Source organism: Streptomyces sp. NPDC048504, from assembly GCF_043200035.1.
Taxonomy (GTDB): domain Bacteria; phylum Actinomycetota; class Actinomycetes; order Streptomycetales; family Streptomycetaceae; genus Streptomyces.
In genome coordinates this window covers 28,658-50,536 of sequence record NZ_JBICXA010000003.1, presented here as the reverse complement: position 1 = coordinate 50,536, position 21,879 = coordinate 28,658, and the positions used below count along the sequence as shown (strand labels likewise).

At 68.5% G+C, this 21,879-nt stretch carries 20 protein-coding genes; 10 read left to right on the top strand and 10 right to left on the bottom strand.

The features are described from left to right. Positions 1–106 precede the first annotated feature (106 nt). Positions 107–469, bottom strand: coding sequence for a hypothetical protein (locus tag ACGFY9_RS07955; protein ID WP_393753366.1), 363 nt, complete (start codon positions 467–469; stop codon positions 107–109). 202 nt (positions 470–671) lie between these two features. On the opposite strand from ACGFY9_RS07955, the gene ACGFY9_RS07950 reads away from it, so the two are divergent. After that, positions 672–1,463: an HAD family acid phosphatase gene (locus tag ACGFY9_RS07950; protein ID WP_393752898.1), complete on the top strand. Its 792-nt coding sequence runs from the start codon at positions 672–674 to the stop codon at positions 1,461–1,463. On the opposite strand, the gene ACGFY9_RS07945 is transcribed toward ACGFY9_RS07950, so the two are convergent. Then, complete coding sequence (locus ACGFY9_RS07945; RefSeq protein ID WP_393752897.1) at positions 1,460–3,688, bottom strand: family 43 glycosylhydrolase; 2,229 nt, start codon at positions 3,686–3,688, stop codon at positions 1,460–1,462. The genes ACGFY9_RS07950 and ACGFY9_RS07945 overlap by 4 nt on opposite strands. A gap of 249 nt (positions 3,689–3,937) precedes the next feature. Here ACGFY9_RS07945 and ACGFY9_RS07940 point away from each other — a divergent pair, with 249 nt between their 5' ends. Next, positions 3,938–5,092: a right-handed parallel beta-helix repeat-containing protein gene (locus ACGFY9_RS07940; RefSeq protein ID WP_393752896.1), complete on the top strand. Its 1,155-nt coding sequence runs from the start codon at positions 3,938–3,940 to the stop codon at positions 5,090–5,092. Positions 5,093–5,225: 133 nt separating this feature from the next. On the opposite strand, the gene ACGFY9_RS07935 is transcribed toward ACGFY9_RS07940, so the two are convergent. Then, on the bottom strand, positions 5,226–5,534 hold the full coding sequence (locus ACGFY9_RS07935) for a hypothetical protein (RefSeq protein WP_393752895.1): 309 nt from the start codon (positions 5,532–5,534) through the stop codon (positions 5,226–5,228). A gap of 161 nt (positions 5,535–5,695) precedes the next feature. Between ACGFY9_RS07935 and ACGFY9_RS07930 the strand changes: the two genes are divergently transcribed. Then, entirely contained in the window at positions 5,696–6,649 is a 954-nt protein-coding gene (locus tag ACGFY9_RS07930; protein WP_393752894.1) for a MerR family transcriptional regulator, read from the top strand. Positions 6,650–6,716: 67 nt separating this feature from the next. On the opposite strand, the gene ACGFY9_RS07925 is transcribed toward ACGFY9_RS07930, so the two are convergent. The 3 genes from ACGFY9_RS07925 to ACGFY9_RS07915 form a co-directional block, all read right to left on the bottom strand. Further along, the gene (locus ACGFY9_RS07925) at positions 6,717–8,399 is read right to left on the bottom strand and encodes a rhamnogalacturonan lyase B N-terminal domain-containing protein (protein ID WP_393752893.1); all 1,683 of its coding nucleotides are present in this window, start codon (positions 8,397–8,399) and stop codon (positions 6,717–6,719) included. 119 nt (positions 8,400–8,518) lie between these two features. Next, positions 8,519–9,373: a hypothetical protein gene (locus ACGFY9_RS07920; protein ID WP_393752892.1), complete on the bottom strand. Its 855-nt coding sequence runs from the start codon at positions 9,371–9,373 to the stop codon at positions 8,519–8,521. After that, positions 9,370–9,936: a SigE family RNA polymerase sigma factor gene (locus ACGFY9_RS07915; RefSeq protein ID WP_393752891.1), complete on the bottom strand. Its 567-nt coding sequence runs from the start codon at positions 9,934–9,936 to the stop codon at positions 9,370–9,372. The genes ACGFY9_RS07920 and ACGFY9_RS07915 overlap by 4 nt, the downstream gene beginning before the upstream one ends. A 264-nt stretch (positions 9,937–10,200) precedes the next feature. Here ACGFY9_RS07915 and ACGFY9_RS07910 point away from each other — a divergent pair, with 264 nt between their 5' ends. After that, complete coding sequence (locus ACGFY9_RS07910) at positions 10,201–11,652, top strand: NCS2 family permease (protein WP_393752890.1); 1,452 nt, start codon at positions 10,201–10,203, stop codon at positions 11,650–11,652. Between the two features lie 112 nt (positions 11,653–11,764). Here ACGFY9_RS07910 and ACGFY9_RS07905 read toward each other — a convergent pair whose 3' ends face one another. The 3 genes from ACGFY9_RS07905 to ACGFY9_RS07895 form a co-directional block, all read right to left on the bottom strand. After that, positions 11,765–13,222, bottom strand: a complete 1,458-nt coding sequence (locus ACGFY9_RS07905) for a peptidoglycan D,D-transpeptidase FtsI family protein (protein ID WP_393752889.1) — start codon at positions 13,220–13,222, stop codon at positions 11,765–11,767. A gap of 87 nt (positions 13,223–13,309) precedes the next feature. Beyond that, positions 13,310–13,783 (bottom strand): GNAT family N-acetyltransferase, encoded by a 474-nt coding sequence (locus ACGFY9_RS07900; RefSeq protein ID WP_393752888.1) that lies wholly within the window; start codon positions 13,781–13,783, stop codon positions 13,310–13,312. Positions 13,784–13,786: 3 nt separating this feature from the next. Further along, positions 13,787–14,560: an IclR family transcriptional regulator gene (locus ACGFY9_RS07895; protein ID WP_366494305.1), complete on the bottom strand. Its 774-nt coding sequence runs from the start codon at positions 14,558–14,560 to the stop codon at positions 13,787–13,789. Positions 14,561–14,693: 133 nt separating this feature from the next. Here ACGFY9_RS07895 and ACGFY9_RS07890 point away from each other — a divergent pair, with 133 nt between their 5' ends. Both ACGFY9_RS07890 and ACGFY9_RS07885 read left to right on the top strand, forming a co-directional pair. Continuing rightward, positions 14,694–16,223: an aldehyde dehydrogenase (NADP(+)) gene (locus tag ACGFY9_RS07890; RefSeq protein ID WP_393752887.1), complete on the top strand. Its 1,530-nt coding sequence runs from the start codon at positions 14,694–14,696 to the stop codon at positions 16,221–16,223. A 104-nt stretch (positions 16,224–16,327) separates the two neighbouring features. Continuing rightward, positions 16,328–16,936 (top strand): DUF1349 domain-containing protein, encoded by a 609-nt coding sequence (locus ACGFY9_RS07885; protein ID WP_393752886.1) that lies wholly within the window; start codon positions 16,328–16,330, stop codon positions 16,934–16,936. On the opposite strand, the gene ACGFY9_RS07880 is transcribed toward ACGFY9_RS07885, so the two are convergent. Continuing rightward, on the bottom strand, positions 16,896–18,266 hold the full coding sequence (locus ACGFY9_RS07880; protein ID WP_393752885.1) for an MFS transporter: 1,371 nt from the start codon (positions 18,264–18,266) through the stop codon (positions 16,896–16,898). The two genes, ACGFY9_RS07885 and ACGFY9_RS07880, sit on opposite strands and share 41 nt — an antisense overlap. Before the next feature lie 70 nt (positions 18,267–18,336). On the opposite strand from ACGFY9_RS07880, the gene ACGFY9_RS07875 reads away from it, so the two are divergent. The 4 genes from ACGFY9_RS07875 (at position 18,337) to ACGFY9_RS07860 (ending at position 21,795) form a co-directional block, all read left to right on the top strand. Further along, the gene (locus ACGFY9_RS07875; protein WP_393752884.1) at positions 18,337–19,332 is read left to right on the top strand and encodes a GlxA family transcriptional regulator; all 996 of its coding nucleotides are present in this window, start codon (positions 18,337–18,339) and stop codon (positions 19,330–19,332) included. Beyond that, positions 19,329–19,820, top strand: coding sequence for a GNAT family N-acetyltransferase (locus ACGFY9_RS07870; protein WP_393752883.1), 492 nt, complete (start codon positions 19,329–19,331; stop codon positions 19,818–19,820). Before ACGFY9_RS07875 ends, ACGFY9_RS07870 begins: the two co-directional genes overlap by 4 nt. 77 nt (positions 19,821–19,897) lie before the next feature. Continuing rightward, entirely contained in the window at positions 19,898–20,620 is a 723-nt protein-coding gene (locus tag ACGFY9_RS07865; protein WP_393752882.1) for a DsbA family oxidoreductase, read from the top strand. A 107-nt stretch (positions 20,621–20,727) separates the two neighbouring features. Next, positions 20,728–21,795 (top strand): aminotransferase class V-fold PLP-dependent enzyme, encoded by a 1,068-nt coding sequence (locus tag ACGFY9_RS07860; protein WP_393752881.1) that lies wholly within the window; start codon positions 20,728–20,730, stop codon positions 21,793–21,795. The last annotated feature ends 84 nt before the right edge of the window (positions 21,796–21,879 follow it).

Below are 21,879 nucleotides of genomic sequence, written 5' to 3'. Positions count from 1 at the left end.
GGCGTCCGCGAAGGTGCGCCAGGCCGTCGCCGCCGAGCGCAGCTTCCCCGAGTCGGCCTCCGGCCACCACAGGCCCAGATGCAGCAGGATCTTCCGGGCCTCGTCCTCAACGCTCACCGGCACCGTCCGACTTGGTGACCTTCACTTCGGTGAACATCCCGGCGATCAGCTCGTCGTTGTCGACATGGCCGTCCGCCAGGTCGGCCATCGCCTCGTGAATGCTGGTGAGACCGAGCACCAGCGTGCCCGCCGCACTCTCGATCTTCTTCTGCAACGGCTTGTAGGAGTCGCCGAACTCCTTGCCCTGCTTGTCGTTTCCCCAGGGTTCACCCAGTCCGTCGAGGGACTTCACGAGCGCGGTCAGCGCCTTGCCGAGATCAACTGCCGCCGTCTGGAAGTCCGGTGCCGCCCGCTTGATATCGGCGGTCTTGATGTCGAGGACCTCGGCCGGGTCCTTGCCGTCACCCATCGCGCGTTCCCCCGTTCGCAGTCGCATCCACGACGGTAGGGGAAGCCGGCCAAGGGAAGGTCAAGTGGAGCCCATGTACGGGTAATTCTCCGTCCTGTGTGTTGTGTATCGATCGGATAAAGGCCCTCGCGCCTGACGTGTGATGCGCGTAGACAGTCCCTGACCTGGTGCATCACCCATCGGAACCAGATCCGGAGATTCCATGCGGAAGTCCCTTAGAGCGGCCGCCCTCGGCGCCGCCTGTGTCGTCGCCGGTGCCGCCCTGTACGGCGGTGGCGTCGCCACCGCCGGCCAGTCGACGGCCAACTCGACGCACGAGCCGTACAACATCGGCCTGTTGACGAAGGACATCGACACCTACTACGGCACCACGCTCGACAGCAGCGGCGTGTACCAGGCCTCGGCGACCAGCCCGTACGCCAAGGACCTGGCGCGCATCGACGCGTCGGCGAAGAAGTACATCGACGAGGCCGTCCGCAAGCACCACAAGGGCGTCAAGCCGGCGGTCGTCTTCGACATCGATGACACGCTGCTGCTCAGCCTCGACTACGAGAAGAAGAACAACTACGGCTACAGCTCGGCCACTTGGGCCGCGTATGTCGCCCAGGCCAACCGCCCGGAGGTCTTCGGCACCCCCGAGCTGGTCAAGTACGCCGCGTCCAAGGGCGTCACGGTGTTCTACAACTCGGGTCTGAAGGAGTCGCAGCGCACCTACGCGGTCGACAACCTGAAGAAGGTCGGCGCCGACGTCAACCTCGACGCCGACCACATGTTCCTGAAGGACGCGGACAACCCGCCGTCGTACTTGAGCAGTTGCGCCACCGCCGGTACCTGGACCTGCACCACCGTGCAGTACAAGTCCGGTACCCGGAAGCACATCGAGGACCTCGGGTACAACATCATCGCCAACTTCGGCGACCAGTACTCGGACCTCGACGGGGGCTACGCCGACAAGACGTACAAGATCCCCAACCCGACCTACTTCGTCAGCTAGTCCGTACGGGCAGTCCGTACGGGGCTGATCGACCCGAGGGTGGGCACCACCGGCTGAATCGTTCCGTCCGCCGCGAACCGCAGGCGGTCGATCGTGGTCTCCCGGTGCGTGCCGTCCCCACCAGGCTTTCCCGGCCCGTTCAGGGCGAACCGGTGATAGACGATGTACCAGTCGTCGGTCCCCGGGACGTTCACCACGGAGTGGTGGCCGGTGCCGAGGATGCCGTACTCGGGGCTCTTGGACAGAATCGTGCCCCGCTCGGTCCACGGGCCGAGCGGGGACGGTCCCGTCGCGTAGGCCACGTGGTAGTTCTCGCTGCGGGTGTCGTCCTCCGACCACATGAAGTAGTACGTGCCCTTGCGCTTCACCACGAAGGACCCCTCACGGAAGTCGCCCGCCGTGATGTCCTGCACCTTCGTCGCGTCGTACGACGTCATGTCGTCGTTCAACGGCACCACGTACGCGTGCCCGTTGCCCCAGTAGAGATACGACTGCCCGTCGTCGTCCGTGAAGACGGCGGGGTCGATCATCTGGCCGCTCAGTGAACTCCCCTTCGCCACAAGGGGTTTGCCGAGGGCGTCCTTGAAGGGGCCCGCGGGGGAGTCCGCCACCGCGACCCCGATCTGCTGCTCGGCGCAGAAGTAGAAGTAGTACTTCCCGTCGCGTTCCGCGATCGCCGGCGCCCACGCGTTCTTGTCGGCCCAGGAGACGTCGGGACCCAGGTCGAGGATCACTCCGTGGTCCCGCCAGTGGACCAAGTCCCTTGAGGAGTACGCCTTGAAGCTCGTCCCGCCCCAGTTCGCGTAACCGTCGCTCGTCGGGTAGATCCAGTACTGCCCGTCGAGATAGTGCACGTCCGGGTCGGCGGTCAGCCCCGGCAGCACGGGACTTCGCGTCGGCACCGCCTCCACCGTCCAGGTACGGCTCGTCCCGTCCGCCGCCGTGACCGTGTACGACTGTGGCTCGCGGAAGTCGCGTCGCGTACCGGAGGGCGGGCTGAACTTCGCGCCCGCGCCGATCGCGAGGGTCGGCGCCAAGTGCCGTAGATCCGCGCCGGGTTGCATCGGCAGCACGACCTTCGACGCGGCCTCCGTGACGACCGCGTACCCCTTCTGCCCGCCCGCCGTCGCGTCCACGACCGACGTCGGTGTCGCCGGATACGCGGCCAGCAGCCGATCGTACTCCGCCTGCGTCACCGGAAGTACCGTGCCGTGCCGGGGACTTGCGGGGAGCTGGTAGTCCGTGGACGGGGTCCACTCGCCGGAGTCGAGGTCGGTGGTCTCGAAGGGGACGTAGCCGCGCAGCCCGTACTCGTCGACGAACAGGTACCACTTCTTCTCGGTGTTGGACTTGAACACCGTCGGTCCCTCGCCGCGCTCGATCGCACCGCTGCCGATGCACTCCGAGACGAAGTCGTACGACGTGGAGGTCAGCGAGGTCGACTTCTCACCGGTGATGAACTTCGAGCAGGGGGAGCTGGAGGACGGGTCGCGTTCGTCCTTGGTGTAGCGGTAGTAAGTGTCCTTGTACTTCACGACAGTTGAGTCGATGACGGAGTAACCGGGGTCGTCCCATACCTTCGGGTCGCTGAAGGTGCGGAAGTCCTTCGTCGTCGCGTACATCATGCGGTTGTACGTCGAGCCGGTGTGGCCCGGGTCGTCGTCGGCGTACAGCTTCGATGCCCAGAAGACGACGTACTCACCGAGCGAGTCGTCCCAATAGGCCTCCGGCGCCCAGGTGTTGCCCGCGTTGTCCGGGGCCACCTTCACCAGCCGCTGGTCGGTCCAGTGGACCAGGTCGGTCGACTCCCAGATCATCACCGACTTGCTGCCGTGCCGTTGGACGTCGTCCCAACTCCCGCTGCTGTTCCGGTACATGCGGAGGTCGGTGGCGATGAGATAGAACTTGTCGCCCTTCGGGGAGCGGATCACGAACGGATCGCGCAGCCCCTTCTCGCCGATCGTCGACGTCAGGACCGGCTTGCCCTGGTTCAACTCCCGCCAGTGCAACGGGTCGTTGCCGCGGCTGAGGGCGTAGCGGATCTGTTCGCCGTCGGCGGTGCCCTCGCCCGTGAAGTAGGCGAAGAGATAGCCGGCGTACTTGGGGTGGGTCACGGGCGGTGCTCCTGAGTGCGCGGTACTGGGCGGGGCGGCGAGCAGAGCGAGAAGGAGGGGGACCAGGGCCAGGAAGGGGAGCAGGAGGGTGCGGGCGGTGCGGGGTCGCATGGCACATCCTGTGGGGGTGTGGGGGATTCTGTTGAGTGGCTGTGCCTTCGGAGTGTCATCAGTGGGGTGCGGTGCGTCAATCGGTGCGGGTGGGACGGGCCGGAGCGAAAGTTTCGCTTCCCTTCCCCCGTCATTTCCCGTGACCGCGGCAACCCTTTCCGGCCGCGGCGGCGACCAGTGATCAGAAACGGGCCGGGGCGGCCCCTCCGGCCCGTTTCGTCCTCGTCATCCAGGAAAGGAACCAACGCCGTGCGTACGAGCACCGGACGCCACCGCAGGACCCGTACCCTCTCGATCGCCGCCGCGGTGGTCGTCGCCGCGGGGGCGGGCGGCGTCTACCTCGGCCTCAACAGCGGTGGCGCGCAAGCCGCTTCGTCGACGGTCACCGTGTCCACCACCGCCCAGCTGGAGTCGGCCGTCGCCAACGCCACGGCGGGGACGGTCATCCAGGTCCGCGCCGGCACCTACACCCCGGCCGCGACCCTCAAGTCCACGGCGAACGGCACCAGTTCGGCCCGCATCACGCTGGAGGCGTACGGCACGGAGAAGGTGAAGATCGACGGCTCCAAGCTGCCCGCGGGGCAGTGGCTGGCCGGCATCTACGGCGACTACTGGACGGTCCAGAACCTCACCTTCCAGAGTTCCCCGGCACAGGGCTTCGTCGCGACGTCCTCCGTCGGCGGCATCTTCAAGAACCTGGTGACGGCGAACAACGGCGACTCCGGCTTCACCCTGCGCGGCGACGGCACCACCAACAACCTCGTGCAGAACCTGGACAGTTACGGCAACTACGACGCCGCCGGACACGGCCAGAACGCCGACGGCATCGCCATCAAGTTCGGCTCCGGCACCGGCAACAAGGTCACCGGCGCCCGCCTCTACAACAACTCGGACGACGGCCTCGACCTCTGGCAGTTCTCCTCGCCGGTCACCATCGAGCACTCCTGGGCCTACGGCAACGGCAAGAACCGCTGGAACGACTCCGCCTTCGAGGGCAACGGCAACGGCTTCAAGCTCGGCGGCGGAGGCGTCGCCGTCGCGCACGTCGTCAACGACAACGCGGCCTGGGACAACACCCTCAACGGCTTCACCGAGAACTCCAACACCGGCGCCATCATCCTCAACCGCAACACCGCCTACGCCAACACCGAGGCCGGCTTCTTCTTCGCCACGAGCAAGTCCCGCCTGGCCCGCAACCTCGCCGTCGGCAACAAGGGGGGTTCGGACACGCTGGGTTCGCGTGCGGTGTCCGCGGCGAACAATTGGGACAGCGGGGTGGCGACTCCGTCGTTCAAGTCGACGGATGCGACCGCGGCGTACGGGGCGCGGTCGTCGAGCGGGACGCTGCCGTCGACGACGTTCCTGACGACGGGGTCTACGACGATCGGCGCGACGATGAACTGACGTGCCTTGCCGCGGACTCCGCCTCCCCTTGATGACGATTCATTTCATTACGTCATCAAGGGGAGGACCCAAGGCGCAGGACCCCTACGAGTCGACCGGTGCGCTTCTCCCTTGGGCACAGGCGGGGAGGATTTCAGTAGACGATCACCCTCCATCGCTCGACCCACCGCAGCCACTCACCGCCTGCGCCGCGTACCTGGATGCGATCGGCGTCCACCTGCCAGACGGCCCCGTAGAGCGTGGCGTTGGGGAGGTCCACCCTGACCACGTCATAGACGTCCAGATCATCCTCGACCGGCCGAGTCCACGCATGCGCACAGTGATCGCAGTGGTAGCCGACCACATCGCGTCCACCAACAGTCACCGGCTCGCCCGGACGGACCGCTTCGACGAAGCACCGAGGGCACGGGTCGGCGGTGTGCGGGCCTACCGTTCGGGACATCGCTCGATCCTGCTGCACGGCAACGAAGCACAGCAACCCCTATGGGAATACGACGTGGCCCAGCCACAGGTCAGGCGTACGTGCCGCCTTGGAACGCGGCGATGCCCCGGCCGGCGAAGGGACTTGAGTCTCCAGTAGGGGGAGACGCAAAGGTGGGTGACATGGACGGCGACACGCTCTACTCGATCGGTGAACTCGCTCGGCGGACCGGGCTCACGGTCAAGACCGTCCGGTTCTACTCCGATCGCGGGATCGTGGCGCCGATGGACCGCAGCCCGGCCGGCTATCGCCTGTACGGCATCGACGCCGTCGCACGTCTGGACCTCGTAAGGACCCTGCGCGAGCTGGGACTTGACCTCTCCACGATCCGCAAGGTCGTGGACCGGGAGCTTTCGCTGCCCGAGGTCGCCGCGTCGCACGCCGAAGCGCTGGCGGTGCAGATTCGCGTCCTGCGCCTGCGGCACGCGGTGCTGACGGCGGTCGCCGAGCGCGGGTCCACACCTGAGGAGACGGAATTCATGCACCGGCTGGCCCAGCTCTCCGAGGACGAACGCCGACGTCTGATCGGCGATTTCCTCGACGCCGTATTCGGCGGTCTCGACGACGCCGTCCCCGCATTCGCCGGGGTCATGCGCTCGATGACCCCCGAACTGCCCGACAATCCGGAGCCTGAACAGGTCCAGGCGTGGGTGGAGTTGGCCGAACTGTCCCTGGACCCCGACTTCCGCGCCTTCGTACGGCGGATGGCCGAGGATCTGGTGGCCGATCAGGTCCGGGGCGACACGACGGGCCCGCGTCGCGACATCGCCGCAGCCGTCCGTGACCAGGTCGGGCCGGCCCTGACCGCCGGCATCGACCCGGCCTCGCCTCGGGCCGATCCGTTCGTCGCGGTGTTCACCGCGCACTACGCGCAGCTCCTCGGCCGTCCCGACGGCGTCGAGCTCCGCCACCGGCTCGCGACTCGGCTGGAGAGCGTCAACGACCCCCGCAGGGAGCGATATCTCCAACTGCTCGCGGTGGTCAACGGTTGGACGGCTCCGGAGAGCCTGGCTCCCTTCTTCGACTGGTCCGTCCAGGCTCTGCGTGTCCGGACACCGGGGCGTACGAGTCCCTGAGATCCAAGGGACGACGCCCCCGCCGGTCGTCACCGGCGGGGGCGCCGCTCTGCTGACCGAGGGGGGCTCAGGTCAGCAGGTCCATACAGTCGAACGACGTGCCCGGGCTGAGGAATCCCGGCCCCGTCGAACCACTGACGACATTGATCTTCAGCACGTTGTACTTCGTCGCGTCCGAACTCCACGCACTGGAAGGGACGTTGAAAACGAACGTGTGGTTGTTTCCGCGATAGGAACCCGTGGTGAGATCGCGCGTCGAGGGTTGTGCGGGTGGGGTGGGAATCGCCGAGACCCAGTCGTTCACGGTGACTTGGGGGCGGGCGTTGATGTACGCCGTCGTCACCCCGACCCGCAGTGTGTGGGCTACGGCTGCCTGGGTCGCGGTCAGTTTGAAGTAGACGAGGACGCCGTTGTTGACGTCCTTCCAGATGTACGCCGGGAAGGACGCGGCCTCGTTCCCGCTGCCGATCGTGACGTTGCCGGTCCACTTGGACGCCCGGGCGTCTGAGGGATGCGCGTACGTCATCAGCTCGGCGTTCTTGAACTCCCCTGGTGTGCCGTCCCAGTTGCCGAGGCGCCATATGGTCGTAGCGGTGGACGGGTCACCCGTGATGCTCAGGGTGTGCAAGGACGTCGTACCGCCCGCGGTCACCGCCACCGACTGGCTGTGCACGGCCAGTTCGCCCTTGAAGACGGTCAGCGTGTACGTCCCCGGGAGTATCCCCTTGCAGGAGAACGCGCCGGTGCCGGCCGCCGCCTTCGCCCAGTACTGCGCGTCGGCGTTCGAAAAGCCCACCGTGTAGGGGTACTTGGCGTCCATGCCCTTCAGGCCGACCCCCGCCACCTTCCCCCGCCCCGCCTTGCCGACCCAGCCCGTGATGCCGAGCGAGTCCACCCAGGAGGTGTCGAGGTTCGCCGCGAAGAGCGAGGGGGACGGGGTGCCGCCGTCTGTGAACGTCACCACGAACGGGCCTTGCAGGCCGAAGCGTTCGGGCTCAGTCTGGGCCTCGTTGTAGTGCAGGATCTCGTACAGCCCTGCCCCGCCCTCGTTCGAGTGGCGCAGCAGGGAGCGGTAGAAGGGGCCGCCGGACGCCTTCTCGTGGTTGGAGCGCACCAGGTACAGGCCGACCGAGCCGGTAGTGAAGCCGACGTGGTGGTAGTCGATGGTCCGCTTGCCCGAGTAGTGCTTGGAGCGGGTCGTGCCGTCAGGGTGCTTCCAGACGTCACCGGCCTCGATGACCGTGTCGGTGGTCGAATCCCACGCGTCCGAACCGGAGTTGGGGAACACCCCCGCCTTCACCCGCACGATGTACCGGGTCGCGGTGAAGGAGGCGTCCGCCTTGTTCGTCCACAGGTAGACGTTGTTCTCGCCGCTGCGGGCCGCGTACCACTGGGTGATCGCACCGTGTACGACCTTCACCAGGATCGTCGACCCCGACTGCTTGATCGTGACCGTGGAGGCACCGAGACCCGACTCGACATGCGAGTGCTTGCCGCCGTAGCCCTCGTACTCCTTGCCCTTGTAGGCCAGGGACGTGAGGTCACCGGTCGACTTGGAGACCTTGAAGATGAGTGAACTGCCCGTGTTGATCACGTGGTTGGAGCCGTCATCGGTGTATCCGAACGCGGCGGCGGAGGCGGACGAGAGGAGACCGGTACCGCCCGCGACGGCCGCGCCGGTGGCGGCGACACCGATCGCGGAGGCTCCGAGCACCCGCCTGCGGGTGAGGTGCTTCTTGTGCGTGCTCAAGCGACTTGCTCCGTGTGACTCCGTGCGAGAGGAACCTTGCGCCTCTTGGTCGCCACCGGTGGAGAAAGGGTTGCCGCGCGTCTGAAGATTTCTCTACGGCCGCTCTCTACGACGGCCTGCTACGACTTCTGCGCCGCGAAGTCGCCCTTCACCGCGAGCTGTTGGCCGCCCGCCGTGCCCGCCGCCGAGTAGCTGTCGTCCTTGGCGTCCCGGCCGCCGCGCTCATGGTTGTACTGGCCGGCGAAGACCCACTCGCCGACCGCGACCGTGCGGCCCTCCTTGAGTACCCATGTGTAGACCAGGAACCCGTCCTGCTCCGTCACCGTCTGCGTGAAGTCCTGCTCGGGCAGTGAGCGCCAGGCGCCCGCGGAGGTGACCCCGCCGGTCTGCTTGACCTTCAACTGGACGGTGAGCGCGGTGAGTTGCTTGGTCGTCTTCAGGGTGACGTCGCTCTGCGCCCAGAAGTCGTTGCTGCCCGGGTCGATCGAACCGTCCGACCACAGCGGGCCGTCCTGCGTACCGGACGCGGGCGGCAGTACCGGCGTGGAGGGCGAGGCGGGCGCGGACTCGGTGGGGGAGGCGCTCGCCTTGGGGGTGCTGTGCGTGGTGCCTGAGCCTGAACTCGGCGTCGGCGCAACCGGTTTGACCGGGGTACGGCTCGTCGCGTCCGGCGACGGAGTGGGGGTCGGCGTCGGTGAGACGGAGACCGTCTGCTCGGCGGGGGAGTTGCTCTTCACCGCGGATGCCACCGCGTAGCCGCCGATCGCGAGGACGCTCGCCACCGCGGCCGTGGCGCTGACCACCCGGACCCAGCCGAACACGGGCGGCCGGGTGGCCCGGTGGTCGGGGCGGGACCGCGCGGCCATGCCGCGTTCGAGCCGGGCCAGGATGCGGGAGCGGTCGGGTTCGTGTCCCTCGGCCGCCTCGTGCAGCCGGGCGATCAACTCGTCGTCGTGCACGTCCTGGTGCCTCATCGGGTCCTCCCTCCGGTCTCGCCGCCGCGTGCCATCGCCGCGTGCATCCGCAGCGGGGGGCTCTGCGGACCGAGCAACCGCTGCAACTCCGCCATGCCCTTCGACGTCTGGCTCTTAACCGTACCGACGGAAACACCGAGGGCGAGCGCGGTGTCCTTCTCCGACAGGTCGAACGCGTGCCGCAGCACGACACAGGCCCGCTTGCGGAACGGCAGCCTGCGCAGGGCCTCTTGGACGTCGACCACGCCGGCCACGTCCGGGTTCTCGGTCTTCTCCTCGCGCTGCGACCAGAACAGGGCGACCCGCCGCCGCTCGCGCACCGCGCTGCGGATCCGGGTACGGGCCAGATTGGCGACGACTCCACGGGCGTAGGCCGCGGGATGGTCGGCGGCGCGCACCCGGTCCCAGCGGTGCCAGAGCGCGAGCAGCGCGTCGGCCGCGAGATCGTCAGCGGCGTCCGCCTCACCCGTCAACAGGTGGGCGAGCCGGGACAGTTCGGCGTAGTGGCGCTCGAAGAAGGCGTGGAACTCCTCGGAGGCGGCGTCGTCGACGACTGTGCCCACGGCGGACCTCTCCTCGCTGCGATTTGTGTGTGTCATGTAGATGACACGTGTTTGTTCGGGGATGATCCCCGCGAGATCCGGAAGCGTAGCAGTGATCAACTGGCCGATCTGGTACGGACCTTCGAACAGCGTCTGACAGGGCGACCGCGGACTGGCGGGCCGACCTCGATTCCGTAACACGGGGAAAACCTGAAACAGGTTCAACGCGGGAACAATCCAGCCAGCATCCGCGCACCGATCATTGAAGCCACGAGGAGTACCCGCATGTCCGAGTCACAGAAGGTGGCCGACCGGCCAAGTGCCGAACCACCGGCGACGAACGGTGTCGACCGGTTCTTCAAGATCTCCGAACGGGGATCCACCTTCGGCCGTGAGGTACGCGGCGGCTTCGCCACGTTCTTCACGATGGCCTACATCCTCGTCCTGAACCCGATCATCCTGGGCAGCGCCAAGGACAAGTTCGGGCACACGCTCGACACCGGCCAACTGGTCACCGCCACCGCCCTGGTGGCCTGTGTGATGACGGTCATCATGGGCGTCGGCGGCAACCTGCCGCTCGCGATCGCCGCGGGTCTCGGCCTCAACGCCGTCGTCGCCTTCCAGTTGGCCCCGCTGATGAGCTGGCCCGACGCGATGGGCCTCGTCGTCATCGAGGGCGTCCTGATCTGCGTGCTGGTCCTCACCGGGCTGCGCGAGGCGATCATGAACGCGATCCCGCAACAGCTCAAGCAGGCCATCGGCGTCGGCATCGGCCTGTTCATCGCGTTCATCGGCTTCGTCGACGCCGGCTTCGTCAGTCGTATACCGGACGCCGCCGAGACCACGGTCCCCGTGCAGCTCGGCGCCGTCGGTCATCTCGCCGGCTGGCCCGTCCTCGTCTTCTGCCTCGGCGTCCTGCTGACCATCGCGCTCGTCGCCCGCAAGGTGAAGGGCGCGATCCTGATCAGCATCGTCACGATGACCGTCCTCGCGATCATCATCAACTCCGTTGCCGACATCAAGAGTTGGGGTCTGATGACCCCCAAGGTGCCGGACAAGATCGTGGCCGCGCCCGACTTCGGACTCATCGGTCACTTCAGCCTGTTCGGCGCGTTCGGCGAGACCAGCGCGATCACTGTCGTCCTGCTGATCTTCACGCTGATCCTGTCCGACTTCTTCGACGCCATGGGCACGATTGTCGGTATCAGCGCGGAGGCCGGTCTCCTGGACGAGGACGGTCAGGTGCCGAACATCGGGCGCGTCCTGTTCATCGACGGGGCGGCCGCTGTCGCCGGCGGGATCGGGTCCGCGTCCTCCAACACCGCGTACATCGAGTCGGCGTCCGGGGTCGGTGAGGGGTCGCGTACCGGGTTCTCGAACCTCATCACCGGTGGGCTGTTCGGGCTCGCGCTGTTCCTCACCCCGCTGCTCACGATCGTGCCGCTCCAGGCGGCCGCGCCCGCGCTGATCGCCGTCGGGTTCCTGATGATGACCCACGTCAAGCACATCGACTGGGACAAGTACGAGATCGCGATTCCGGCGTTTCTGACCATCGCCGCGATGCCGTTCACGTACTCGATCACTGACGGGATCGGCGCCGGGTTCATCTCCTACGTCGTGATCAAGGCGGTGCTCGGTAAGGCGAAGGAGGTCAACTGGCTGCTGTGGGGTGTGTCGGCGCTGTTCCTGGTGTACTTCGCCATCGACCCTGTGGAGCAGATTCTGGGTGTGAAGTAGGAGTAGAGGTCGCTGCGCGGTCGGCCGCGAGTTCGTCGTGGCTGGTCGCGCCCACGCGGCGGAGCCGCAAATAGACACAGCCCCGCGCCCCTGAAGACAAAAGACAAGGGCATCACAGCAAGGCCGCTTTCATCATTGCCTTGGCCACCGGGGCCGCCAAGCCGTTGCCGCTGATCTCCGACCTTGCCGCGTCCGACTGCTCGACGACCACCGCCACCGCGATCTCCTTGCCCGTCGAGTCGGACTTGCCGTAGGACGTGAACCAGGCGTACGGCGACTGGTCGTTGTTCACGCCGTGCTGGGCCGTACCCGTCTTGCCGCCCACGGTGACGCCCGCGATCTCGGCGTTCGTGCCGGTGCCGTCCGTGATGACCGTCTGCATCGCCGACTGGAGTTGCTGGGCCGTGCCCGAGCTGACGATCTGCTTCGTCGTCGTAGCGTCGTCGTAGTTGTGGACCACATCGCCGCCGCTGTCGGTGGTCTCGGACACCATGTGTGGGGAGACCAGCTTGCCGTCGTTGGCTATGGCTGCGGACACCATGGCCATCTGGAGCGGGGTGGCGGTCACGTCGTACTGGCCGATGCCGGTCAGGGCCGTCGACGACTTGTTCATGTTGGACGGGTACACGCTCGGGTAGGCCCGCACCGGGATGTCCAGCTTGTCGTCGTTGAAGCCGAACTTCTCGGCCATCGCCTTGACCTTGTCCTGGCCCAGGTCGACGGCCATCTTCGCGAACACGGTGTTGCACGAGTACTGGAGCGCGACCCGGATCGAGGCGTTCGTGCAGGGCGCTGAGGAACTCTCGTTCCTCAGCGGGGTGACCGTGCCCGGCAGGGTGTACGGCGAGGGGCTCGTCGTCTTCTCGTCCACCGAGGAGTACAGCCCGTCCTCCAGCGCGGCCGCCGCCACGACCAGCTTGAACGTCGAACCCGGCGGCAGCGGCTGGCGCAGGGCGCGGTTGGTCAGCGGCTTGTCGGAGTCCGCGTTGAGCTGCTTCCACGCCGTCCCGGCGGTGTTGGCGTCGGTCAGCGCCGAGGGGTCGTAGGACGGGGTCGAGACGACGGCGAGGATCTTGCCGGTCGTCGGGTCGATCGCGACGGCCGCGCCCTTCTTGTCGCCGAGCGCGTCGTACGCCGCCTTCTGCACGTCGGGGTCGATCGTCGTGACCACGTTGCCCGGGGCGGCCCGCTCGCCGGTGACCGTGTCCATGACGGTCTTCAGGCTGCTGTCGGTGCCATCGAGAAGATCGGCGTAGATCCCCTCCAACTGCGTCGGCGCATAGCTCTGCGAGGCGTAGCCCGTCACCGCCGCGTAGAGCTTGCCGTCCGTGTACGTGCGTTTGTACGCGAGGTCGCTGCTGCTCCCCGTCCGCGCCGAGCCGGTGATCGCGTTCCCGGCCACGATGATGTTCCCGAGCGGATCCGCGTACGTCTCGATCGCGTTCCGCCGGTTGTCCTTGTCGTCCGCGAGTGCCTGGCCGTCGTAGAACTGCACCCAGGTCGCCCGCACCAGGAGGGCGAGAACGAGGAGCAGTACGAAGACGGAGGTGCGCCTGATCGTCTTGTTCATCCCGCTCTGAAGACGATCGGACGGGAACGAATCGTTCCCTTACACGGCTTTTCTCATCGAGCGCTCATGAACCCGCTCATCGAGTGTTCATGAGTCCAGCGTCAGCACCAGTTCGTCGATCTCCTCGCCCCGCGCGTTCGCGAACCCCCGGTCATGGCCGGTGACGACGAACCCGCACTTCTCCAGCACGCGCCGCGAGCCTGCGTTGTCGGCCGCCACGCGCGCGTACACCGGGCGTTCGGGTTCCTCGGCGAGCAGGTCGCGCAGCGCGGCCGTCGCGATGCCCTTGCCCCAGTAGGCGCGGTCGATCCAGTACGTCACCTCGCGCTCGCCCGGCTCGCCGTAGACCGCGGCGTTGCCCACGACGTCGCCGTCGGCGAGGACCGTGCGGTTCCGCACGCCGGGCAGGGCGCGGATGCGCTTCCAGTGGGCGTCGAAGGCGTCCCTGTCGGCCGGGTCCTTCGCGGTGAAGGCGGCCATCCGGACGGACTCGGGGTCGTTCATCAGCCGGAAGAAGACCGGCAGATCACTGTCGTGGATCGGGCGGAGCGCGACATCCATGGGTCAGAGCCTCCGGGTGGCGAGGGTCAGTCGGTCACGGGCGTCGAACAGGGCGTCCTTGACCATCTGTTCGTGGGCGGGGGTGAGCCGGGCCACCGGCACGGAGCAGCTGATCGCGTCCCGCGCGGGGGTGCGATACGGGATCGCGACGCCGAAGCAGCGCAGCCCCAGCGTGTTCTCCTCGCGGTCCACGGCGAAGCCCTGGTCCCGGACCTGGTGGAGTTCCTCGATGAGCTTCTCGCGGTCGGTGATCGTGTGCTCGGTGAGCGCGGGCAGCGTCTCCGGGAGCATCTTGCGGACCTGCTCGTCGGAGTACGTGCTCAGCAGCGCCTTGCCCAGCGAGGTCGAGTGGGCAGGGAGGCGGCGGCCGACCCGGGTGAAGGGCCGTAGATAGTGCTGCGACTGGCGGGTGGCCAGGTAGACGACGTTCGTGCCGTCGAGGCGGGCGAGGTGGATGGTCTCCGTGGTGTCGTCGGAGAGCCGGTCCAGCGTCGGGCGGGCCGCCGCGACGACCTCGTCGCCGTCGATGTAGGAGGTGCCCACCAGCAGCGCCCGTACGCCGATGCCGTACCGCGTGCCCGTCGCGTCCGTCTCCACCCAGCCCAGCTCTACCAACGTGCGCAGCAGCATGTACAGACTGGACTTGGGATATCCGACGGCCTCCTGGACCGACGCGAGGGAGTGCATACCGGGCCGGCCGGCGAAGTATTCGAGCAGCTCCACCGTCCGCACCGCGGACTTGACCTGTGCCCCGCCGCCTGTCTCGCCTGCCGACATCGCCCTTGACCCCTTCGTTCGACGGGAAATAGTCTCCGAGAGCATATTCATCATCAGAGACAGCGTTCAGCATATCGAACGACCCTGGTGAATGACCCAGAACTGCGGCATTACATGTGTGGAGGGACCCGCGGTGGCAGCAGCACCAGTCTGGAGTGTCGACCCCCGAACCGGGAAGCAGCGTGAACAGGTTGCGGTGGAGGCCACAGCCCAGGAGGTGGACACCGCCGTCCGCGCCGCGCACGCGGCACGGGGTTCGCTCGCCGACCGTACGGTCCGCGCCGCCTTCCTGCGCGGCGCCGCCGACCAGCTCGAAGCGGCCAAGAACCAGTTGGTCGAGGTCGCCGACGCGGAGACCGCGCTCGGACCGGTCCGGCTGAACGGCGAACTCGCCCGCACCTGCTACCAGTTGAGGGCCTTCGCGGACATCGTCGACGAGGGCGCCTTCCTCGACGTCGTCATCAACCACCCCGACGACACCGCGACCCCGCCGATCCCGGACCTGCGCCGCTACAAGGTGCCGCTGGGCGTCGTCGCCGTCTACTCGGCCTCCAACTTCCCCTTCGCCTTCTCGGTCCCCGGCGGCGACACCGCGAGCGCGCTGGCCGCCGGCTGCCCGGTCGTCGTCAAGGCCCACCCCGACCACCCCGGCCTGTCCGAACTGGTCGCGAGCGTGCTGCGCCGGGCCGCCGCCGAGCAGGGCATCCCGGCCGGCGTCCTCGGCCTGGTCCACGGCTTCGAGGCGGGCGTCGAGCTCGTCAAGCACCCGCTGGTCTCGGCGGCCGGGTTCACCGGTTCCGTACGCGGCGGTCGTGCGTTGTTCGACGCGGCGGCGGCACGTCCGGTCCCGATCCCGTTCCACGGCGAACTGGGCTCCCTGAACCCGGTGGTTGTCACCGAGGCGGCCGCGGCCGAGCGGGCCGAGGCGATCGGTACGGGGCTCGCCGGTTCGATGACCCTGGGCGTCGGCCAGTTCTGTGTGAAGCCGGGGCTTGTGCTGGTGCCGTCCGGTTCTGCCGGGGACGGGCTGGTCAAGTCGCTCACGGATGCCGTCAGCGACACGGACTCCGGGGTGCTGCTGGATCACCGGATGCGCGACAACTTCCTCGCGGGCGTCACCGAGCGGGCCGGGTTGCCCGAGGTGGAGTCCCCGGTGACGCCGGGCGCGGGCAGCGAGCACACGGTGAGCCCCGGGTTCCTTACGGTGCCGGCGGAGAAGCTGGCGTCCGAGGGGGCGTACGACCTGCTTCTCGAAGAGTGCTTCGGGCCGCTCACTGTCGTGGCGCGCTACGACGATGACGCGCAGGCTCAGGCCGTGCTGTCCCGGCTGCCGGGGAATCTGACGGCGACGGTTCATCTGTCGGCGGAGGAAGCGGCCGGGGAAGGGCGTGGCGCGGAGATCCTTGCGGAGCTGACGCCGTTGGCCGGGCGGGTGTTGGTCAATGCGTGGCCTACGGGGGTTGCGGTGGCGCCCGCGCAGCATCACGGGGGGCCTTACCCGGCTACGACGTCTACCTCAACTTCGGTTGGTGGTACGGCTATTGAGCGGTGGCTGCGGCCTGTGGCTTACCAGAACACGCCTGAGGCTCTGCTGCCGTTGGAGCTTCGGGATGACAATCCGCTGGGGCTGCCTCGGCGTTATGACGGGCATCTGGAGCGGTAGCGCCGTGGGGGTGCGGTGGTCTTCGGGCTGACGGTCCGTTGTGGCTGGTCGCGCAGTTCCCCGCGCCCCTTAAGGCAACACCCTTGGCCTGAGATGATGAGTGGATGGAATTGGAGATCTCCCAACTGCCCTTTCCCCTCCGGACTTACGGGCCTGACGGGCATTGGTCGTACGACGATGGTGTGCTCAGCGGGTGGGCAGGCCCTCGGCAGGATCGGTTCGTGCCGCCCACCGGGGAGGGGTTGGACCCCGCCTCCGACGCGCCTCGTCTTCTCGGGGCGCCGCACGGGGACTTCCAGCTCATCGCCCGCGTCACTGTCGGGTTCGCCGGGTCGTTCGATGCCGGGGTGTTGTATGTCCATGTGGGGGAGCGGGCCTGGGCCAAGCTCTGTCTGGAGTACTCGCCTGATGTGCCCACCGTTTGTACGGTGGTGACCCGGGGGCACTCGGACGACGCCAACTCCTTTACCGTGGACGGGAGTTCGGTGTGGCTGCGGGTTAGCCGGACCGGGCGGGCCTTTGCCTTTCACGCTTCCCGTGATGGCGAGCGGTGGATATTCATCCGGCTTTTCACCCTCGGTGACGAGAAGGAGACGGACGCTGCGCTCGTCGGGTTCATGACGCAGTCGCCGATGGGGGAGGGGTGTGTCGTGACGTACGACCACCTTGAGTTCAGGCCGAGTTGGCCGAACGACCTGAGAGACGGAAGCTGAGGTAGGCCGTAGCCGCGAAGAGGGCCGCGCTGATCGCGAGGCTCTCCCGCAGGCCTGTCGTGAAGTCGGCGGAGACCAGCGCCCCGAACACGGCGATGCCCAGGCCGCCTGCCACCTGACGTGCGGAGTTGAGGACTCCGGCCGCCAGGCCCGCGCGCTCCGCCGCCACCGCGTCCATCATCACGGCGGTCAGTGGCGGGACCGTCAGGGCGCAGCCCAGGGCCATCGGTACGAGGAGTACGGCCACCAGGAGCGGGGGTGTGCCCGCGTCGACGTACAGCAGGACGAGTGCGCCCAGCGCGGCCAGCAACTGCCCTACCAGCATGGGGAGTCGGGCACCGTAGCGGGCCGCCAGTTTGCCCGCCACGACGTTCGTCACCGGGATCAGACCGGTCATCGGCAGGAACATCAGCCCGGCGTACAGCGCCGAACGGCCCTGTACCTGCTGGAAGAAGAGCGAGAAGAGGAAGATCACGCCGTAGAAGGCGACACTGCACGCCGCGCCCGCCGCGACTGCCACGGACACCGTACGACTGCGGAACAGGCCGAGCGGCACCACCGGATGGGCCTGCCGCAGCTCGACCCGGACGAAGACCGCGCCCGAGACGGCCGCGACCAGCAGAGCCACAACTCCCGTACCCCCGCCCTCGATCACCGCGAAGGTGACCGCCGTAAGAGCGACCGCGGCCGTCAGCTGACCCAGCAGGTCCAGCGGTGCGGGCCGACGCTCCGAACGCGGCGCCCGGACGAGCAACACCAAGGCCACAGCGCCCAGCGGCAGGTTGATGAAGAAGATGCCCCGCCAGTCCCAGGCCGTGGTCAGTGCGCCGCCTGCCACCGGGCCGAGGGCCACCGCGACCGAGCCGCCCGCGGCCCAAGTGGCCACCGCCCGGGCCCTCTGGGCGGGTTCGGCGTAGGCCTGTCGTACGAGGGACAGGGAGGCCGGGAGGACTACGGCGGCTGCCACGCCCTGGAGCACGCGGGCGCCGATCAGCGTGGGCAGGTTCGGGGCCAGGCCGCAGGCCGCCGAGGCGAGGGTGAAGACCGTGATGCCGATCGCGTACGCGCGGCTCGCCCCGGCCCGGTCCGCGAAGGCGCCGGTGGACAGCATCAGCGCGGCGAAGGACAGCGTGTACGCGTCGACCACCCACTGCAGCCCCGACATCCCGCCACCCAGGGCGGTCCCGATGGACGGCAGCGCCACGTTCACCACGGACGCGTCGAGGGTGATGAGCGCGAAGCCGAGGAGGGCGGCGGTGAGGGTGAGCGTGGGGGAGGGCGGGGTCAAGGTGCCGGTACGGGCGGTCAGTTGGGTGGTGGGCGTTGTCATGCCCTCATGCTGCGGGCGCGCGACGCCGTACAGTAGTGGCCGGAATGCCATACAGCCGGAGGTTCTGGCCATGCCGAGGAAGCGGTCACCGCATCGCGTCGCGATCATCGCGCCGTCGCCCGTCTCGATGTTCAACCTCGCCATCCCGGAGATGCTCTTCGCGAAGGTCGAGATCGACGGCGTCCCGGGTTACGAGGTGACCATCTGCAGCGCCGACGGCGGTCCGGTGGTGACGACCGGTGGGCTGGACCTCCAGGTGGGCCGCGGCCTCGACGTCCTGCGCACCGCCGACACCGTGGTGATCGCGGGCACCGGCGAACGGTACGACCCCGACCGGGCCGCCGTCGCCGCCGTCCGCGAGGCCGCCGCCGCGGGCAAGCGCATCGCCTCCATCTGCAGCGGCGCGTTCGTGCTCGCCGAGGCCGGGCTGCTCGACGGCCGGAGCGCCACCACGTACTGGGGGCTGGCGGACGAACTGCGCGACCGCTACCCGGCCCTCGACCTCAGGGGCGACGTCCTCTACGTCCAGGACGGCCAGTTCCTGACCGCGTCCGGATACGCCGCCGGCATCGACCTCTGCCTGCACATCATCCGCACCGACTACGGCGCCGCCGTCGCCAACGAGGTCGCTCGGCTCGCCCTCGTCGCACCCGTACGGCCGGGCGGGCAGACCCAGTTCACGCAGACCCCGCTGCCACCCGAGCGCGGCAGCGCCTGCGCGGACACCCGCGGCTGGGCCATGCGCAACCTCGACAAGCCCCTCACCCTCACCGACCTGGCCCGGCACGCGGGCGTCAGCGTCCGCACCCTCACCCGCCGCTTCCATGCGGAAAGCGCCGTGAGTCCCTTGCAGTGGCTGCTCCACCAGCGCATCGAGCGGGCCAAGGAACTCCTGGAGACCACCGCCCTCCCCATGGACCAGGTGGCCCGCGCCTGCGGCCTGGGCACCGCGGACTCCCTGCGCGGCCACCTGGTCCGCCGCACCGGGCTGACGCCGAGCGCCTACCGGGCCCAGTTCAGCCGCCTGGGAACCGGAGCGGCCGAAGTCACGTCATCGGCTGCATGATCAGTGACCGAGTCAGTGGAACCCGGGTGATCCGCACGGCCCTGCCCGCCGAGGCGGAGAGCGTCGCCGCGCTGCACGCGCGGGCCCGGGCGACGTACTACCCCGACGGCGTCCCGGAGGACGGGCGGGACTGGCTCGCCGCCTGGCGGGGTGTCATCGAGCGGCCCGACGCCCATGTCCTGTGCGTGGTCGAGAGCGGCCGTATCGTCGCCGTCGCCTCCTTCCGTACCCAGGACGGCGACCCGGCGGACACGGTCACGCTGTTCCAGTTCCACGTCGACCCCGAGAGGTGGCGCTCCGGCCTCGGTACGGCCCTGCACGCGGCCTGTGTCGAGCAGTGGCGGGCCGACGGCCGGCGGACCGCCGTACTCGATGTGCATGTCGACAACGAGCGGGCGCAGGCCTTCTACGTCCGGCAGGGCTGGGTCGCCGAGCCGTCCGACGGCGGACACCACCTGGGGATGCGCCTGCCCCTGACGGGGGAATGAAGCGAGCTGTTCGAACGTTCACGGGGGAAACAGGGAGCCTCTGTCTCTCCCCCGTACGTCCTGAAGAGAGCCGAAGAATGCGCGTCGAGATCTGGTCGGACATCGCCTGCCCCTGGTGCTACGTGGGCAAGGCCCGCTTCGAGAAGGCGCTCGACGCGTTCCCGCACCGCGACGGCGTCGAGGTCGTGCACCGGTCCTTCGAACTGGACCCGGGGCGCGCCAAGGGCGACACCCAGCCCGTGCTCAAGATGCTCACCAAGAAGTACGGCATGAGCGAGGCGCAGGCGCAGGCCGGTGAGGACAACCTGGGCGCGCAGGCCGCCGCCGAGGGTCTCGACTACCGCACCCGCGACCGCGACCACGGCAACACCTTCGACATGCACCGCCTCCTCCACTTCGCCAAGGCGCAGGGCCGCCAGGACGAGCTGATCCAGGCGCTGTACAAGGCGAACTTCGCCGAGGAGCGGTCCGTGTTCGACAGCGATGAGCGGCTCGTCGAGCTCGCCGTCGGTGCCGGGCTGGTCGCCGAGGACGCCCGCAAGGTGCTGGCCGACCCGACCGCGTACGCCGACGACGTCCGCGCCGACGAGCGCGAGGCCGCCGAGCTGGGCGCGAACGGCGTCCCCTTCTTCGTCCTCGACCGCAAGTACGGCGTCTCCGGCGCCCAGCCCGCCGAGGTCTTCGCCCAGGCGCTGACCCAGGCGTGGGGCGAGCACTCCCCGCTCAAGCTGATCGACAGCAGCGCCGACGGCGGTGCGGAGGCATGTGGTCCCGACGGGTGCGCGGTGCCGCAGGCCTGAAAGCAGCAGGTCAGGGCCGAGTACTGGTGGATCTATAAGCGTTCCTTAGCGGATCCACCTAAAAATTCGCAATGGACGAGGGGTTCTCGGCGCCGCAGAGTGGTCACATGGAGACCTTCGAGAGCCTCGTCCGCGCCGAGTTCGCCCCGAAGAACACCTACCTCAACACCGCGAGCACCGGCCTGCTCCCGACCCGTACGGTCACGGCGATGCACACCGCCATCGAGGCGGCCGCGGTCGGTACACCGACCGACATGTTCGACGACGTCGAGGCGTCCCGCGCCGCCTTCGCCCGGCTGACCCGCGTGCCGGCCGACCGGGTGGCGGCCGGAGCCTCGGTCGCCGTCTACAGCGGACTGATCGCCTCCTCACTGCCCGCCGGCGCCGAAGTCCTCACCGCCGAGGCCGACTTCAGCTCCGTGGTGAACCCCTTCCACATGCGCCCCGACCTCAAGGTCCGCAGCGTCCCGCTGGAGCGGATCGCCGAGTCGGTACGCCCTGGCACCGCGCTCGTCGCGGTCAGCGCCGCTCAGTCCGCCGACGGCCGCATCGCCGACCTGCCCGCGCTCCGGGCGGCGGCACGCGAACACGGGGCGCGTACGTACGTCGACGCGTCGCAGGCCGCCGGATGGTTCGACCTCGACGCGGGCGCCTACGACTATGTCGCCGCCGTCGGCTTCAAGTGGCTCTTCTGCCCGCGCGGGGTCGCGTTCCTGGTCACCCCGGAGGACCTCGGCGGCCTCAACCCGGTCTTCGCGGGCTGGGTCGCGGGCGAGGCACCCTGGGACAGTTGCTACGGCCCGGTCGCGGAACTCGCCCACTCCGCCCGCCGGTTCGACGAGAGCCCGGCCCTCTTCTCCTACGCCGGAGCCCGCCACTCGCTCGCGCTGCTGGAGGAGTTGGGCGTCGACACCGTACGCGCCCACGACCTCACCCTCGCCGACCGCTTCCGCGCGGGGCTGGACACCCTCGGGCATGAACCGGTGGCGTCCCCCGGGTCACCGATCGTCTCCGTGCCCGGACTCGGCCGTCGGCAGGGCGAGTTGAGCGCGGCCGGGGTCGAAGTCTCCAACCGGGCGGGGAACTTGCGCGCGGCCTTCCACCTCTACAACACCGCCGAGGACGTCGACCGCCTGCTGGACGTACTCGACGTGCTCGACGTGCTGGCCGGCTGACGCGAGGAAGAGGCTGATGCCGCAAGGGAGTTGAAGCGGGGAAGGGCACCCCGGTCGCCGTGACCGGGGTGCCCTTGCGGCGGA